11 protein-coding genes are annotated in these 16,290 nt (G+C 66.2%); 2 read left to right on the top strand and 9 right to left on the bottom strand.

Annotation, left to right across the window (positions count from 1 at the left end):
• Window positions 1–830 precede the first annotated feature (830 nt).
• Together N5C18_RS12055 and N5C18_RS12050 are read left to right on the top strand one after the other, a co-directional pair.
• Entirely contained in the window at window positions 831–3,908 is a 3,078-nt protein-coding gene (locus N5C18_RS12055) for a TonB-dependent receptor (protein WP_279944693.1), read from the top strand.
• 216 nt (window positions 3,909–4,124) lie between these two features.
• Window positions 4,125–4,319 (top strand): heavy-metal-associated domain-containing protein, encoded by a 195-nt coding sequence (locus tag N5C18_RS12050; RefSeq protein WP_053449609.1) that lies wholly within the window; start codon window positions 4,125–4,127, stop codon window positions 4,317–4,319.
• Window positions 4,320–4,398: 79 nt separating this feature from the next.
• Here the strand turns inward: N5C18_RS12050 and cueR are convergent, their stop codons facing one another.
• From cueR to N5C18_RS12005, 9 genes are all read right to left on the bottom strand, one after another.
• Complete coding sequence (gene cueR, locus N5C18_RS12045) at window positions 4,399–4,854, bottom strand: Cu(I)-responsive transcriptional regulator (RefSeq protein WP_164087071.1); 456 nt, start codon at window positions 4,852–4,854, stop codon at window positions 4,399–4,401.
• A 15-nt stretch (window positions 4,855–4,869) separates the two neighbouring features.
• Window positions 4,870–7,371, bottom strand: coding sequence for a heavy metal translocating P-type ATPase (locus tag N5C18_RS12040; RefSeq protein ID WP_164241113.1), 2,502 nt, complete (start codon window positions 7,369–7,371; stop codon window positions 4,870–4,872).
• A gap of 151 nt (window positions 7,372–7,522) precedes the next feature.
• Complete coding sequence (locus N5C18_RS12035) at window positions 7,523–10,480, bottom strand: TonB-dependent receptor (protein ID WP_164241112.1); 2,958 nt, start codon at window positions 10,478–10,480, stop codon at window positions 7,523–7,525.
• Window positions 10,481–10,777: 297 nt separating this feature from the next.
• Window positions 10,778–11,320, bottom strand: a complete 543-nt coding sequence (locus N5C18_RS12030; protein ID WP_279944692.1) for a hypothetical protein — start codon at window positions 11,318–11,320, stop codon at window positions 10,778–10,780.
• 172 nt (window positions 11,321–11,492) lie between these two features.
• The gene (locus N5C18_RS12025) at window positions 11,493–12,224 is read right to left on the bottom strand and encodes a copper homeostasis protein CutC (RefSeq protein ID WP_279944691.1); all 732 of its coding nucleotides are present in this window, start codon (window positions 12,222–12,224) and stop codon (window positions 11,493–11,495) included.
• A complete protein-coding gene (locus N5C18_RS12020) occupies window positions 12,221–13,219 on the bottom strand; it encodes a N(4)-(beta-N-acetylglucosaminyl)-L-asparaginase (protein ID WP_053511625.1) in 999 nt (332 codons plus the stop codon). The genes N5C18_RS12025 and N5C18_RS12020 overlap by 4 nt, the downstream gene beginning before the upstream one ends.
• A gap of 51 nt (window positions 13,220–13,270) precedes the next feature.
• Window positions 13,271–14,293 carry a glucokinase gene (locus tag N5C18_RS12015; RefSeq protein ID WP_053511626.1) on the bottom strand — a complete coding sequence of 341 codons (1,023 nt, stop codon included), beginning with the start codon at window positions 14,291–14,293 and terminating at the stop codon, window positions 13,271–13,273.
• Window positions 14,294–14,377: 84 nt separating this feature from the next.
• Window positions 14,378–14,662 (bottom strand): hypothetical protein, encoded by a 285-nt coding sequence (locus N5C18_RS12010; RefSeq protein WP_006436871.1) that lies wholly within the window; start codon window positions 14,660–14,662, stop codon window positions 14,378–14,380.
• A 35-nt stretch (window positions 14,663–14,697) separates the two neighbouring features.
• Window positions 14,698–16,287, bottom strand: coding sequence for a calcineurin-like phosphoesterase family protein (locus N5C18_RS12005; RefSeq protein WP_279944690.1), 1,590 nt, complete (start codon window positions 16,285–16,287; stop codon window positions 14,698–14,700).
• Window positions 16,288–16,290: the final 3 nt, after the last annotated feature.

Below are 16,290 nucleotides of genomic sequence, written 5' to 3'. Positions count from 1 at the left end.
AAGTACGTCCATGTAAGCTCGGTCGCCGCATCCATGCGGCTCACACCCCCGCAACCGGACCCACCCCGCCTTCGACGGTTTCTCGCGATCTGCAGTAGATCCTCGCCGTGCGTGGATGAATCTCTGTCAGATAACGAAATCAATCGGGGTCAGAGCCGTTTTCCAAAGGAAAACGGCTCTGACCCCATGACCCCACGCGATTCCACGCTCCATCCAGCCGTCACCGGGAAACTGTCAAAGGTGGGGCGGTGTGGGCTGGCAGGACCGTTGGCGCCATGGATGGCGCCATCGAGCCCCCATGGGTGAGGGCGCTTTGCTTGCGAAGCACTGCTTCGCAAGCGCCCGAACGCCCAGCCGCCAGCGGCTGGGCCGGACCCCGGAGGGGGGTTTACGGCGTGTCCTGCCAGCCCACACCGCCCCGCCAAACCATCGGAAAACCAGAGCCGCTTTGGCTTTGGCTTTGGCTGTTGCCGGCCAGCGGCCGGCACTACCGCAGGTGCAGGGCGCAGCCCTGCCGACCCACCCTCCCCTGCGCACGAAAACGTTTCCACTGATTTCAGCAAACCGTCATCCCTTCGCCACGCCAGTACCATATTGCGCAGCAGCATGCGCCCGCGGGCGACCCATGCTAAAAAACGCCCGCCCATCGCTTAGATCGATCCAAGACGACATTGCGATGGCCGGGAATTGGGGAGGCAGTCACAGGACGTACCAGGCCACGCGCACGGTGCTACTGCCACTGCATGGCGATAGCGACAATGTCACTTCAAATTAGATCGATTCAAGTTGTCCGTGCCACGTCACCGGATCAATCCAGGAGAGAGGGAGAGATGGGAATGAAGCATTCAACACGTACGCACGGCCAGGACGCATTGTCGCTGGCCATCGCGCTGGCCCTGGCCGCCGCCGTCATTCCGGCCGGCGCCGCCGCGCAGCAGGCCGCTTCCACCGGCTCGCAGGACGCCACCACCCTGGACAGCGTCCAGGTCACCGGCTACCGCTACGCCATTGAAAAGAGCCTGGAGCAGAAGCGCGACGCCAATGCCGTGGTCGAAGTGATCACCGCCGAAGACGTCGGCAAGTTCCCCGACAAGAACGTCGCCGACGCACTGCAGCGCGTGCCCGGCGTGGTCATCACCCGCAGCGGTGGTGAGGGCAAGAGCGTCAGCGTGCGCGGCCTGGCGCCGGACCTGACCCTGACCCAGTTGAACGGAAACTATGTTGCCACGTCGGAAACCAACGACGAAGCGACCCGCTCGTTCAACTACACCCTGCTGCCGTCGAACATGCTGTCCAGCGCGGAGCTGTTCAAGTCACCCGAAGCACGCATCGACGAAGGCGGCATCGGCGGTACGGTCATCCTGCACACCCGACGTCCGCTGGACATGGAATCCAACTCCGGATTCGTCACGCTCGAAGGCACCTCCTCCGACACCCATCACGATATCGACCCGCAGGCGTCGGCGCTGTACTCGTGGCACAGCAAGGACGAGCGGTTCGGCGTGCTGGTCGGCGTGACCCAGCAGAAGCGCACCACCCGCACCATGGAAGCCACCACCGAGGACTACCAGTGGTATGGCGCCGGCAAGGCGCGTGATGCCTATGGCAACGTGCAGTCGCAGGATGGCATCCACTACTGGTGGGGCAAGTCCGGTTTCAACAACCAGACCGGCGGCAACTACAGCGATTTCTTCATGCCGACGTCGGTCAACTTCGCGGTGAAGGAAGAGAAGCGCGAGCGCAAGGGCGGCCAGCTGACTTTCCAGTTCAAGCCGGTCGACAACGTCACGATGACCGCCAATTACTTCCGCTTCGAGTTGCAGGGTGACTACACCCAGAACATGCTCAAGATTCCGGAATGGAGCATGGCGCGCTACAACCAGGACGGCAACTGGGACGGCGGCCGGCTGCTCAATGGCCTGGACTTCGACCCCAGCGGCAGCATCGTCACCGGTGGCCAGTTCGAGAAGCTTCCGGGCAAGGCCTACATCTGCAGTGAAGACCAGGCCAAGGCCGCCGGCCTCAAGCCCGGTGGCTGGGGGCCGGACGACTGCACCATGCCTACCCCGCAGCTGACCGGTGGCTACAGCAAAGAGAAGGCGCTCTCGCAGACCGCCGACCTGACCATCGACTGGGACATCAGCCCATTGTGGAAGGCGTCGTTCACCGGTGGCCGCACCTGGTCCGAGGGTGGCCCGTCGATGAACTTCCGCATGTCGGCCAAGCCGCGCCGCAAGGTCGGCAACGACTACCTGTCCGGCAACCAGTACAGCGCCTGGGACTTGACCGGCACGCCCTCGGCCACCTTCTCGCCCGACCTGCAGCAGCAGTTGATGAACGGCATTGCCGAGGTGGATACCGGCTCGACCGACTCGTCGTGGAAGCGCACCGAGGTCAAGCAGAACTACTTCCAGGCCGACGTCACCAAGCTGTTTGAATCGGGCTGGCTGGACTCGATCCAGTTCGGTGCCAAGTACCGCGACGGCAAGGTCCACCGCAACACCGGCAACACCTACTGGGTGTGCCCGGGCCGTGATCCGGCCGACTACAAGGACGGCCGTTATCAGGCCGGTTGCGACCCGACCGCCGGTGATGCACAGCCGGGCTTCTTCCTGTCCAATCCGATCAGCAACATCGCCGGCGGTTTCAACGCCAACGTGTTCCCGGGCATCAACTATCCGGCCTACATCGATTACCTGAACAAGACCTACGGCGGTTCGCACAACCGTACCGAGGACGACTTCGTCTACAACGTCAACGAGAAGATCTACTCGGGCTACTTCCAGGCCAACTTCCGCACCGAACGCCTGCGCGGCAATGTCGGCGTGCGCGTGGTGCGCACCAAGCAGTTCGCACAGTCTTCCGACTCGATCGAGAAGTTCAACGACTACTTCCTGGACAACGCGTCCGGCGCGCCGATGGCATGCACCGACCCGGCTGCCGCGGCTTATCCGACCTACGGCTGCGAGAGCGGCTTCGTGCGCCTGCCGTACGACCTGGCGCAGAGCAAGAGCTATGCGCTGATCGGTGTCGACCGCACCTATACCGACGTGCTGCCGAGCTTCAACATCGCCTGGGACATCACCGACACGCTGGTGCTGCGCGGCGCCGCGTCGAAGGTGATCGCCCGTCCGGGCTACACGGATATCGCAACCCCGGGTGCGTTGAGCTACTACAGCGCAGAGTACGTCGACGATCGCCGCGTGGCGGGCGGTGCGCCCAATCCGGGCTGGGCGGGTGAGGGCAGCAACAAGCAGCTGCAGCCCTTCAAGGCCACGCAGTACGATCTCGGCCTGGAATGGTACTTCCAGCCGGGCGCCGTGGCCGGTGTCGGCCTGTTCCGCAAGGACGTCAGCAATTTCACCGTGCCGGTCGTGCGCGACATGCAGATGAATGTCGGCGGTGAAATGGTGACCGTGCAGAACTACAAGACCAGGGCCAATGGCCAGGATGGCGTTTCGCAGGGCGTGGAGCTGTACGGCCAGTACACCTTCGATTTCGGCTTCGGCGTGCAGGCCAATTACACCTACAACGACACCAACCTGGCGTCGATCGTCCTGGACGGCCAGAACATCGGTTCGTCGCCGTTGGTGGGTAGCGCCAAGAACCAGGCCAATGTCACCGTGTTCTACGAGAACGACAAGTTCCTCGCGCGCGCGTCGTTCAACCGTCGCGGCGAAGTGGTGGGTGGCCTGCAGAACGGCATGACGGTCTACACCGAGCCGTATGACCAGCTGGATCTGAACGTGGCCTACAACCTGACCCCGGACTGGACCCTGACCGCGTCGGTGATCAATGCCACCAAGTCCGAGCAGCGCGTACACCTGGGCAACGACAGCAAGGCCCGCCTGATCTCCAACACCTACGCTGGCCGCCAGCTGTACTTCGGCGCCACCTGGAAGTTCTAAGGCCACACCGGGTTGCCCGGGGCCCGCTCCGGCGCAATCCACACCCCGCTCATGCGGGGACGTTCCTCCACGGCAGCCGCGCTGGTACAGGTGGCTGCCGTTTTCATTGATCCCTTTTCATGGGTGCCTTGCCGGCCGTTCAGCCCGGTGCTTGACCCTGCCATCGTTGGAAGGTGCACACTGGCTCCACCCCCAAGAGCACCGAAGGAGCTACAGATGGAATTCCATGTCGACGGCATGACCTGCGGCGGCTGCGCACGCAGCGTGACCCGCGCCATCCAGCAGATCGATCCGAATGCCAGCGTGGTCGCCGATCCGCCGACCGGCCTGGTCAAGGTGCAGACCACCGCATCGCAGGAGCAGGTCTTCGCCGCAGTGAACGATGCCGGTTTCCCGCCGCGTACTCCCTGACCTGCCGCCCTGCCCCGCAACACCAGGCCCGCCGGGTGCAACTGCACCCGGCGGGCTTTTTCATGCATGAGGTGTGGGTTCAATGCTTGTGCGCGCGCCGCCGCACCGCGCCGGTCTTCGCTGCATCGACCGGCACCGGCAACTCATCGCCGTCACCCAGCCGCTGCAGGATCGGGCACTCCGGGCGCTCGTCACCCGCGCAGCAGCTGATCAGCGACTTCAGCGTGTCGGCCATCTGCCGCATGCTTTCGATGCGCTGTTCCAGGTCGGCAATGTGCTGCTCGGCCAAGCGCTTGACGTCGGCACTGTGCCGCGAGGTGTCGTTCCACAGACCCAGCAGGTCGGTGATCTCGGCCACCTGGAAGCCGAGATCGCGGGCGCGGCGGATGAAACGCAGGCGGTGGATGTCCGCCTGCGAGTACGCGCGATAGCCCGACTCGGTACGATCGGCCGCGGGAATCAGCCCGATCTGCTCGTAGTAGCGGATCATCTTCGCCGAAACACTGGAGGCCTTGGCAGCTTGACCGATGTTCATGCGGCCCTCTCCTTTTCAATGGCTCGCGGCGGGAGCGTCCGCCATCGGTGGCTGGAAGCGGCGCAGGCGCAGCGCGTTGCCCAGCACGAACACGCTGGACAGCGCCATCGCACCGGCAGCGAACACCGGCGACAGCAGCACGCCCCAGACCGGGTACAGCACGCCGGCCGCGACCGGGATCAGCGCGGTGTTGTAGGCGAAGGCCCAGAACAGGTTCTGCCGGATGTTGCCCAGCGTTGCCTTCGACAGCGCGATGGCATTCGGCACGCCCTGCAGGTTGCCCGACATCAGCACCACATCGGCCGACTCCACCGCGATGTCGGTGCCGGTACCGATCGCCAGGCCGACATCGGCCTCGGCCAGCGCCGGTGCATCGTTGATGCCGTCGCCGACGAAGGCGACGTGCCCATGCGTGGCCTTGAGCCGGCGCACCGCTTCGACCTTGCCTTCCGGCAGCACCTCGGCCACCACCTCATCAATGCCCAGCTGGCGCGCGATCGCCTGCGCGGTGCCGGCGTTGTCGCCGGTGATCATCGCCACCTTCAGGCCCAGCTGGTGCAGCGCCGCGATTGCGGCCGGCGTGCTCGGCTTGATCGGGTCGGATACCGCGATGATCGCGGCCAGGCGGCCGTCGACAGCGGCATACAGCGGCGACTTGCCCTGCGTGCCGAGTTCCGCCGCCAGCGTCGAGAACGCGGTGATGTCCACGCCAAGATCGCGCATGAAGCGATCAGCACCGACCTCGACCCGGGCTCCATCGACACGGGCGCGCACGCCCATGCCGGTGACCGATTCGAAGTCGAGCATGGCCGGCAGCGCGATGCCCTGCCCGGTCGCCGCATCAACAATGGCACGGGCAATCGGATGCTCCGAATGTGACTCCACTGCCGCCACCGCTGCCAGCACCGTGCTGCGAGCGAAACCGTCGGCGATCTCGAGGTCGGTCAGGCGTGGACGCCCTTCGGTCAGCGTGCCGGTCTTGTCCACTGCCACCACCTGCGCATCCTTCAGCAATTGCAGTGCTTCACCCTTGCGGAACAGCACGCCCATCTCGGCGCCACGACCGGTACCGACCATGATCGAGGTCGGCGTCGCCAGTCCCATCGCGCATGGGCAGGCGATGATCAGTACCGCCACGGCGTTGACCAGCGCGAAGCTCAGCGCCGGCGATGGGCCGAAGATCAACCAGACCAAGAAGGTCGCCAGCGCGGCCAGCATCACCGCCGGAACGAACCACAGCGTGACCTTGTCGACCACCGCCTGGATCGGCAGCTTCGAGCCCTGCGCCTGCTCGACCATGCGGATGATCTGCGCCAGCATGGTCTGCGCGCCTACCGCCGTGGCCCGCACGGTCAGCGCCCCCTTCTGGTTGACGGTGCCGCCGACCACGCTGCTGCCCGGCTGCTTCTCGACCGGAATCGGCTCGCCGCTGATCATCGACTCGTCGATGTAGCTGCGGCCCTCGACCACCTCGCCATCGACCGGCACGCGCTCGCCCGGACGCACCTCCACCACATCGCCGCTCAGCACTTCATTGACCGGGATATCGACCGTGCGGCCGTCACGGATCACATGCGCGACCTTGGCCTGCAGGTTGACCAGGCGCTTGATCGCCTCGGACGTGCGGCCCTTGGCGCGCGCCTCAAGGAAGCGACCGAGCAGGATCAGCGCGACGATCACCGCCGCGGCTTCGTAGTAGACGTTCACCGTGCCCGCCGGCAACAGCCTCGGCGCGAAGGTCGCCACCACCGAGTAGCCGAATGCCGCAGCGGTGCCCACCGCCACCAGCGAGTTCATGTCCGGCGCAAGCCGCAGCAGTGCCGGGAAACCCTTCTGGTAGAAACGGCGGCCGGGAATGGCCAGCACCAGCAGGGTCAATGCGAACTGCAGGTACCAGCTGGCCTGCATGCCCAGGGTGGCCATCACCCAGCCGTGCATGCCGGGAATCAGGTGCGAGCCCATTTCCAGCACGAACACCGGCAGTGCCAGCGCGGCGGCCACGATCAGGTCGCGCTTCAGTTGCGCGCGCTCGGCATCCTTCTTTTCCGTCGCTTCGTCATCCGGTTGAACCCCAGCCTCGATGGCATGGGCGGCATAGCCGACCCTGTCGATGGCCGCCACCAGCGCGCCCACGTCGGCCACGCCACGCACCGTGGCGCGCTCGGTGGCCAGGTTCACGCTGGCTTCGCTGACGCCGGGCACCGCGCGCAGCGCGCGCTCGACACGACCGACGCAGGACGCGCAGGTCATGCCCTCCACAGCCAGCTCAAGGGTCGCAGCGGGTACGTCGTAGCCCACCCGCTCCACCGCCTGGATCAGCGCGGCGCGATCGACCGGACCGGACGCACGGATATCCGCACGTTCGGTGGCCAGGTTGACCGAGACGCTGCCCACGCCCTCGACCTTGGACAGCGCCGCTTCGACCCGGCCCACGCAGCTGGCGCAGGTCATGCCCTCGATGGGCAGGCTGATGGTGGGCAGGCTGGCGGGGGCTGCGCTGGCGCGGGGTGCACTCATGATCGGATTCCCATGGATTCCTTCTGGATGCGGACAGGCTAAACCTTGCCATCGTGGGAAGGTCAAATCCAGCCTGTCCGCATTTCCTGAATGGGCATCCAGGTGTCCGCATCCACGCATGGCGTGGATCTACCGCCGGAGGTGGGTCTCCTCAGAAGGTGAACACATACTCCAGTGCGAATTCGCGGCCGACCGCACCGAGCAGGCGGGTCGGGGCGAAGTCGTAGTCCAGCTTGTACGGGTCCTTGTGGTTCCAGCTGGCCGAGTTGAACGCGTTGTTGACGTAGACATTGACCTTGGCGCGTTCGGTCACCTGATAGCCCACATTGAAGTTCCAGGTAATGAACGGCCCGACCCGGCCGTAGTAGCGCGCGGTCTGCTGGCCGGCGTTCGGGTTCGGATTGGGCGAGCCGTCCGGTCGGGTCGCCGGCTCCAGGCAGTTCAGCGACGGACTGTCACTGGGCACGTAACCATCGGCGAACGGCAGGCAGCCGCCGGGGTTGTCCAGGCGGTCGGTACCCCAGTGGTAGCGCACGCCCGGCACCGAGCCGATGCGGTCGGCATAGACATTCGCGTTCCAGTTGCCACGCTGCCAGGCCAGGCTTGCGCGCAGCTTGCTGCGCAGGTCGCGGTCGCGGCGTTCCGGGTTCGGGTCGGCGGCGTAGCGCTGTTCCTTGGTCGAGATCTGGTTGGTGTAGTTCACGCCCAGCTGGAAGCTGCCCCACTGCGCGGTCTCCAGGCGGTAGCGCGCGGTCAGGTCGATGCCGCGTACCTCGCGGCTGGCCAGGTTGAACGGGCCACGCTCGATCGACACCAGGCGTCCGTTGCTGTCACGGTTCACGCGCGCCAGGATGCCCGCGCAGTACTCGCCGCCGGCCGGATTGGCCCACGGCGTGCCGTCCATGTTCTTGCCGGTCAGGCAGCCGGCCTCGCTGGCCAGCACTTCGTCGGCACCGACGTCGACGATCATGTCTTCCAGCTTGATCGCCCAGTAGTCGGCGCTGACCGACAGGTTCGGCATCACGTCCCAGACGAAGCCGACCGTCCACGAATCACCGGTTTCCGAGCGCAGCAGCGGCGTGCCGCGCCGGTTCACATCGAACGTGTACCAGACGTCGGTGTTGCCCACGCCGCAGTTGTTGACCAGGTAAGCACCGCTCTGGATGCAGCGCAGGCGGTCATAGGTCTGCACTTCGGAACTGCTCGGCTGGCCCAGCAGGTAGTGCATGTCCGGCGCGTGGAAACTGGTGGCATACGAGCCTCGCACCAGCAGCGATTCGACCGGGCGCCATTCCAGCCCGACGTTCCAGGTGGTTTCCTTCTGGCTGCCGATATTCAGGGCGTCGCTGCTGTCGTCGGCCTTGTAGCTGCCATAGCGGTCATAGCGCGCCGCCGCGGTGGCGATCACGCTGTCCAGCAGCGGGATCTTGAACTCGACGCCGGCCGAGTAGCGCGTGCGCTCGCCGCCACCGCGGTCGACGTTCTGCAGGTCGAAGTTGATGCCGGCGCGTGGATCGGGACTAAGGTGATAACCCTGCTGCGCCACTTCGGCCACGGCGGCGAACGAAATCGGGCCGGCCCAGCCCTGGACCAGTTCACCGGTGATGTCCGCCGAGGCCTGGTTGACCCAGGAGCTGGCGCGATTCTTCGCAACGGTCCCCATCTGCCAGTACTGCTCCGGCGTCAGCGGGTTCCACCAGCGTGACTCGTTCAACGCATAGATCGCTTCACCCCCGGCGGTGGTGCCCAGCCGTGGGCCGAGGAAGTAGTCGTAGGACTTCTGCTTGTCCACCACGTTCTGCCGCTCTTCCACGCGATAGTAGGAGCGCCCCACCGTCGCACTCCAGTCGAAGCGATCGGCCAGGCGACCACGCAGGCCGGCGCTCCAATCCCAGGACAGTTCGCGGTTGGTGTTGCGCAGCGTGTCCAGGCCGCCCACTTCGTTCGGGGTGAACTGGCGCACGCCGAGGATCGGGCGGTTGCGGTTCGCATCCCAGTAGTAGCCATTGTCATCGTCGATCAGCGACACGCCGGGCGGGTTGGTGCCCCAGATGGCTTCGGAGTGATACACCGCCAGGTTGGTCCACGCCTGCAGGTCATTGCTGAAATCGAAGGTGGCGTACAGGTTGCCGGAGACGTTCTCGGCGCCGCCGGTCAACAGCCAGTTGGCGTAGTCGGCGCTCATGCCGCACAGGCGGCCGGTGTTGGTGATGGTGTTGGCGGCGTAGTTGTAGACCAGGCGATCGGCGGTGTAATACTCGCCGTTGAACTTCTCGCAGGTGCCTGCCGGCGGCGCCAGGCGCTGGCCCGTGGTGGGATCGATCAGCGCCAGGCCGGCGGTAGGTCGGAAGCCGACCTTGCGCTGTTCCATGTTCCAGGAGGAGTACGGCGCATCATCGGCATCGTCCATCTGCGGGCGATCACGGCCGAACAACGGATCGCGCTTGGTGTACTGCAGCGCGTAGGTCACGCTCCAGGTGTCGCCGGTCTTGCCACCTGCCCAGGACAGATCCCAGGTATCACGGCCGCCTTCAGTGGAAGTACCGCCGCGCACACGCACTTCGTCGCCGTCATAGTTGGTTTTCAGAATGACGTTGACCACGCCGGCGATCGCGTCCGAGCCATAGATGGCCGAGGCACCGCCCGTCAGCACTTCGATGCGCTCGACCGCCGCAGCCGGAATGTTGCCGTAGTTGGAGAAGTTGGTTTCACCGCCATAGGGCAGCGGGTAGTCGGCGACGCGACGGCCGTTGACCAGCAGCAGCGAGCGGTTCGGGCCCATCCCGCGCAGGTTCAGGCCGCTGGCATTGGGCGTATGCGAGCCCCACTGCGACGCCGCTTCGACGGTACCGGTTGCTTCGGTGAGGGTCTTCAGCGCGTCGTACACGCTGACAAAGCCCTCCTTCTGGATCTGCGCGGCGGTGATCACGTTGACCGGCGCCGGGCCTTCGACGCTGGCGCGCTTGATGCGCGAGCCGGTAACGGTGACCGCATCGAGATCCTTGGTGGACGAACTGGAACTTTCCTGCGCGCTGGCCGCCAGGGGCAACAGGGCCAGGACCAGAGCCTGGGACAGCAGGTGACGGCGCTTGCGGACGGACTGAGCCATGGGTGGTTGCTCTTCGAAGGTGTGGACGCACGGACGGGTGGTGGCGCGGCACTACGGCTGATCCGGGCGCCTGGATCGGTCCAGGACCGATGCGGCACCCTCCCCTGTGGATCGATCCAAACTAAAGCACAGCTGAACCACATCCGGCATGCGGCGACGCAGCAACAGGCCGCGGATTGCCGCTACCGGCCGCCGTTGGCCATGACAATCAAATAGTTGCCAGACAATGCTGAGAGAACGGCGCAGAGATCGATGACACGATCGCGACAAACGCGCGCGGAACGGTTTTGTCCGCCCTCAGCGGCTTCTATCACTCGATTGAGCCGGGACGAAACGGCCATTGCGGAGTGCATAGCGGCTTGAGGCCTGTCCGTCGGGCCCTGCACCCCACCACGTGATGGTGAACCCGTCGTTCTGCCAGACCACGGAGGAAAAGTCGGACTCACTTTCGGAACTTCCCGAGTTCTGGCTAGCCAGGGACACGGCCTCAAGGCAACTACTGATCAGCATCCTGCCCCGCTCGACAGGCGTGGGCGGGATCAGTTCGTAGACGAAGAGTTGGATCTCGCGCCCCGCGCCACAACGGCCCATCGGGTTATCGGCGTTTGAATCGAATACCTGGTACACCGCCCGAAAGCGCTGGTTTCCAACCGGATGTACGCGCGTGTCGACGAACGCACCTTCCGCAGCGGGAGTCAGCGTCACCCCGCCCAGGACGGCGTCGATGCGGCTTCCCTCGGGACCGGCCGCCCTCCAGATCAATACGGGTGATTGCCCCTCTTCCGCAGCTGTTACGGCGGCGGGCAGCAAACACAGAAACAGCAAGAGCAGTCGAGGCATGCAGAAGGAGAATCGTTGCCACCAGGCGTTGGGCCCCACTGTCGGCACTCCCAACCAGATCGTCCATCCCAAAGTACGGATGCCCCTGCATTCCGCTGTTTGGCGGACGGCCTGGCCATCCGCACGCGTCAAAAGCGTCACTTTTCGGCAACGCGTGCGTATCCGGTTGGGGTCAGGCGTCCAGCGCTTGCCGTAGTGCCGCCACGGTCGCGGTGGCGGTCCGGCTCCAGTCCGGGTCCAGGCCGCGCAGCGCCGGATTATGGAACTGCATGGCCGAGCGTCGCAGGCCCTTGGCTGAAGCATGCAGTTCGGTACAGCCGCTGCGTCGCGCGACGCCCGCGATGTTGCCCGGGGCCAGCCCCGCGCCGGCCATCACCGTGATACGGCCAGCGGCCTGCGTGACCAGGCCCGCCAGCACCTCAGCCCCGGCCTCGGCGCTGGCCTGGCCACCCGAGGTCAGCACCCGCTGGCAGCCCAGACCTATCACCTGCTCCAGCGCCGCCGGCAGATCGCGGGCTGCATCAAAAGCGCGATGGAAGGTCACCTGCAACGGCCCGGCGGCCTGCACCAGTTCACGGCACAACGGCAGGTCGATGCCACCCTGCACGTCCAGCGCACCAATCACTACGCCATCGCAGCCCAGCGCGCGGCACTGCGCGATGTCCCGCAGCATCAGTTCGGTTTCCAGCGCGTCGTAGTGGAAGTCGCCCGCACGCGGCCTCACCAGCACGAACAGCGGAATCGACAGGCGTTCGCGGGCGATCGCGATGCTGGCGAACGACGGCGTGGTGCCACCCTCGGCCAGGTTGTCGAACAGTTCGATGCGGTCGGCGCCGCCGGCCTGCGCGGCCAGCGCCGAGGCCACCGAGTTGCTGGCGATCTCCAGGCTGAGGCGCGTGCTCATGTCTGGGTGCTCGTGTAGATCGATGGCGAATCGCGCAGGTCATCCTGGCGCTGCGCATCGCACACCGCGTAGACGAAGCCGCGGTGCAGTGCATAGGCACCCACCTCGCCCTGCTTGTTCATCGCCAGGAAGCACACCTGCAGCGTCCTGCTCGCTTCCGGGCGCTTGCGCACAACGCGGTCGATGGCTTCGCGGCAGGCCTGCGCCGGCGAGCGCCCCTGCCGCATCAGCTCGACCACCAGGAAGGAAGCGGCGTTGCGGATCATCTCCTCACCCACGCCCGACGCGGTGGCGGCGCCGACCTCGTTGTCGACGTACAGGCCGGCACCGATGATCGGACTGTCGCCGACCCGGCCGTGCAGCTTCCAGGCCATGCCACTGGTGGTGCAGGCACCGGCCAGGTGGCCCTTGGCATCCAGCGCGAGCATGCCGATGGTGTCGTGGTTGTCGCTGTTGCCGGGGATGCCCCGGCGCTCGGCATTGATCTGCGGCTGGTACTTCTCGGTCTTCAGCCATTCGCGCCAGGCGGCTTCGGCCTGCGGCGTCAGCAGATGTCTGCGCTCGAAACCCTGCTGCATCGCGAACTGCTGCGCGCCGTCGCCCACCAGCAGCACGTGCGGGCTGTTCTCCATCACTTTGCGCGCCACCGACACCGGATGCAGGATGTCGACCAGCGCGGCCACCGCACCGCAGCGGCCATCACCGTCCATGATGCTGGCGTCCAGGCTGAGCACGCCATCGCGATCCGGATTGCCGCAATGGCCGACGGTGGGGTTGCACAGTTCGCTCTCGGCCCAGCGTGCGCCCGCCTCGACGGCATCCAGCGCGCTGCCTCCCTCTGCCAGCACTTTCCATGCGGCCTGGTTGGCCGGCACGCCGAAGTCCCAGGTGGAGACCACCTTGGCCCCGCCCTGCGTGCGCGCCTGCACACCCGGCAATGCCGCCATGCCTGCGGCCAGCGCACCGGCCTGCAGGAACTGCCTGCGATCCACCATCTTCCCCTCCCAGTCTGCAATGCACGGCCGGCCCGATGCCGGCCCTGCCGATCAGTCGTGCGTGGGCTGCCGTGCGGCGTGCCAGACCGCTGCACCGAGCACGCCCAGCTGGCCGTGCTCCACGCGCCATACAGGCACCTGGCGCAGCACCTCGCTCAGCACGCCCTTGTTGAGGAAGCGCGCGCGGAAGCGGCCATCGGCCAGGAAATCCTGCACATGCGCGGAAATGCCACCGGCCAGGTACACCGAGCGCGCGCCGACGGCGATCGCTGCGTCGCCGGCCAGGCTGCCCAACCAGGCACAGAACACCTGCAGGGTCTCCACCGCCAACGCATCCTCGCCACTGCGGGCGGCGCCGATCAGCGCCTCGGTGCTGGTCCACACCGGAGTGGCGCCGCGCAGTTCGCACAGGCACGGATACAGGTTCATCAGGCCACTGCCGGACAACACGCGTTCGTTGTCCACGTGCGGCCAGCGCTGCAGCAGTTTGCCCAGCACCTGCAGCTCCAGCGCGTTGCCCGCGCCGAGCGCGGCATGGCCGATCTCGCTGGCCAGCACCGGGCGTTCGCCATCGGCAAAGCGCAGTGCGGCACCGAGTCCGGTGCCGGCGCCCAGTACCAGTGCCGGGAACGCCTGCGCCGGATCGGCGTCGCCGTTCAAGGGCACCAGGGTATCGGCCTGCAGGTAAGGAATGGCCAGCGCCACCGCTTCGAAATCATTGATCAGCTGCAGTTCGTGCAGCCCCGACTGCGCGCGGGTGGCCGACAGCGACACCGTCCACGGCAAGTTGGAGTTGATCAGCACATCGCCATCGAGCAGGCCGGCAATGGCCACCACTGCGGTCTTCACCGGCTGGCCAAGGCCCGAAGTGAAATCAGCCAGGATCGCGGCCAGGCTTGGATACTCGGCGCAGGCATAGGTGCGATGGCTGCCCAGGCGCGGCGGCTGCCCGGCCAGCGTCTCGGCCAATGCCAGGCGAGCGAAGGTGCCGCCGACATCGGCGACAACGAGACGGCGCGGAAGACCGCCGCGGGCGGAGTCGGTGGAAACCGGGGACGCTGCTGCGATGGTCACGCGGGCCTGCTTGGATCGATTGAATCGCCCCGATTCTCAGGCATCGGGGCGGCTTTGCCTAGCGCGCCGGTGGTTCAGGTTGGCCTACATGCCTTCCTGCTCGGCCACCTGCACACCATCCACCAGCACACGCAGGCGCTGCGGGCGGAAACCGGCGAACAGCAGCGGCCGGGTACGTTCGACCAGCACTTCATGGCCGGCGATGTGGCGCAGCCACGACTGTACCAGCGAGAACGAGAAATGCGTGCCCGGGTGCCACGGATGCTGCACCCAGACCTTCTCGGTGGCGCTCTGCAGCAGCATCGCGCCGGTGAACCAGTGGCGGCTGAGGGTGACCGGCGTAGTGCCGGCCATGAAACGGATATCCATGCGGGTTCCTTTCGCTGGAGCGGCACTGCCGCGGGTCAGGGCTGGGCAGTCTGCAGGCTGTAGCTGGTGGTGGCGGTGAACACCGCACCGTCGGGCTGGGTGGAACGCACCTCGACCTTGTGGCTGCCCACGGCCAGGTCGGTCGGCAGCGCGCCCCGCCACAGGTGCGGCGACGCGGTGGCCTCCGGCGAGCGGTCATAGCCACGCAGCGTGACGGCCAGGTCGTCGGCAACGTTCTCCACCATCAGCCGCGGGTCGGGCTGGCTGACCTGTTTCATCGGCTGCCAGGCGCCACCATCGACGCGGTACTCGACCACGCTGGCATCCTCGCCCATGTAGACGTTGGCGTAGATGCCCCACGCCGGGTAGGCGCCCTGGCGCAATACCTTCGGTGCATGCAGGCCGATCTGCTCGCTGGCCGGCTTGCCGGCCACGCGGTACTGCAGGCGATAGCTGCCGTTGCCAGCGACGTCGAGCAGCGCGTAGCCCTTCGGCGTGCCATCGCTCATGGTGCTGTCCGGTACCCCGGCGGCATTCTTCACCCCCGACCAGAACGCACCGCAATTGGCACCGACGTTGTATTCGTGCAGCGGCTTGTCGCCGTTCCAGCCCTCGGCCCTGCCGTGGTAGACGTGTTGCTGGGTGTGGCTGTGGCCGCTCAGCACCAGCACGTTGCGGAAGTCCTTGAGCAGGTCGAACAGGCGCTGGCGGTCGGCGTGACGGAACGTCTCGCGCCCCGGCGCAGCGTCGAACAGCGGGATGTGCATGCCCAGCACCAGCAGGCGGTCCTTGTGCAGGCCCTTCAGGTAGCTGGCAAGGAACGTGAACTGGTCTTCGCGCAGGCCGCCGACGTACTTCGGCTTGGCCTTGGGGTCATACACCACGTCGTCGAGGAACACGAAACTGGCGCCACCCTCTTCCACCGCATAGGTGTCCGGGCCATAGATTTTGCGCCAGCTGTCCAGCGAGTGTTCGTCGCTGGCCGCATCGAAGTCGAGGTCGTGGTTGCCCGGCACATGGAACCACGGCACGCCCAGCGACGTGGTGACCTTGTTGATCGCCGGGTACAGGGCCAGGTCGTCGTTGACGATGTCGCCCAGCGTGGTGCCCATGCGCGCCTTGGTCTGGCCGACCAGCGGCGCCACGATCGACTGCTGGTAGTAGCCGATGTCCTTCAGGCTGGCAGTCTGCGAATCGGTGAACACCAGCATCTGGAAGCCGCGACGGCTGTCATGGCGCTCCGCCTGCAGGGCGAAATCCCAGTTGCGGGTGACGTCGCTGGTGGCTGCGATGCCGCCGTACTTCAGCGCCGGCGAACCGTTCGGGCGATAATGCCGCCAGAACGCCGGCAGGCCGTCGCCCGCCTTCGGGAAGGCGTAGGCATCGGGCTTGATCACGAACACGGTCTGGCCATCGCGCACCGGCAGGCTGTAGCTGCCGTCGGCGGCGGTCTTGACGATGGTCTCGCCGTTGGAGACCTGCACCCCGGCCAGGCCCGGATCGGTCGCGCCCCGGCCCGGCTTGCCGTCGCGCTCCAGATAGACCTTGCCGCTGACCACGGTATCCGCGGCCCAGGCCGGCGAAGTCAGCAACAGGCAGCACAGCCAGGCGGCAGGCAGTTTCATGGG

The organism is Stenotrophomonas sp. GD03930 (assembly GCF_029839665.1).
Lineage (GTDB): Bacteria > Pseudomonadota > Gammaproteobacteria > Xanthomonadales > Xanthomonadaceae > Stenotrophomonas > Stenotrophomonas forensis.
Note: the sequence above shows the minus strand (reverse complement) of the source record. Positions and strands in the feature narration are given on the sequence as shown.

Excerpts from the sequence above, each read along its gene's own strand:
- N5C18_RS12055 (WP_279944693.1), top strand. The coding sequence starts at position 831 with ATGGGAATGAAGCATTCAACACGTACGCACGGCCAGGACGCATTGTCG.
- N5C18_RS12050 (WP_053449609.1), top strand. The coding sequence starts at position 4,125 with ATGGAATTCCATGTCGACGGCATGACCTGCGGCGGCTGCGCACGCAGC.
- cueR (WP_164087071.1), bottom strand. The coding sequence starts at position 4,854 with ATGAACATCGGTCAAGCTGCCAAGGCCTCCAGTGTTTCGGCGAAGATG.
- N5C18_RS12040 (WP_164241113.1), bottom strand. The coding sequence starts at position 7,371 with ATGAGTGCACCCCGCGCCAGCGCAGCCCCCGCCAGCCTGCCCACCATC.
- N5C18_RS12035 (WP_164241112.1), bottom strand. The coding sequence starts at position 10,480 with ATGGCTCAGTCCGTCCGCAAGCGCCGTCACCTGCTGTCCCAGGCTCTG.
- N5C18_RS12030 (WP_279944692.1), bottom strand. The coding sequence starts at position 11,320 with ATGCCTCGACTGCTCTTGCTGTTTCTGTGTTTGCTGCCCGCCGCCGTA.
- N5C18_RS12025 (WP_279944691.1), bottom strand. The coding sequence starts at position 12,224 with ATGAGCACGCGCCTCAGCCTGGAGATCGCCAGCAACTCGGTGGCCTCG.
- N5C18_RS12020 (WP_053511625.1), bottom strand. The coding sequence starts at position 13,219 with ATGGTGGATCGCAGGCAGTTCCTGCAGGCCGGTGCGCTGGCCGCAGGC.
- N5C18_RS12010 (WP_006436871.1), bottom strand. The coding sequence starts at position 14,662 with ATGGATATCCGTTTCATGGCCGGCACTACGCCGGTCACCCTCAGCCGC.
- N5C18_RS12005 (WP_279944690.1), bottom strand. The coding sequence starts at position 16,287 with ATGAAACTGCCTGCCGCCTGGCTGTGCTGCCTGTTGCTGACTTCGCCG.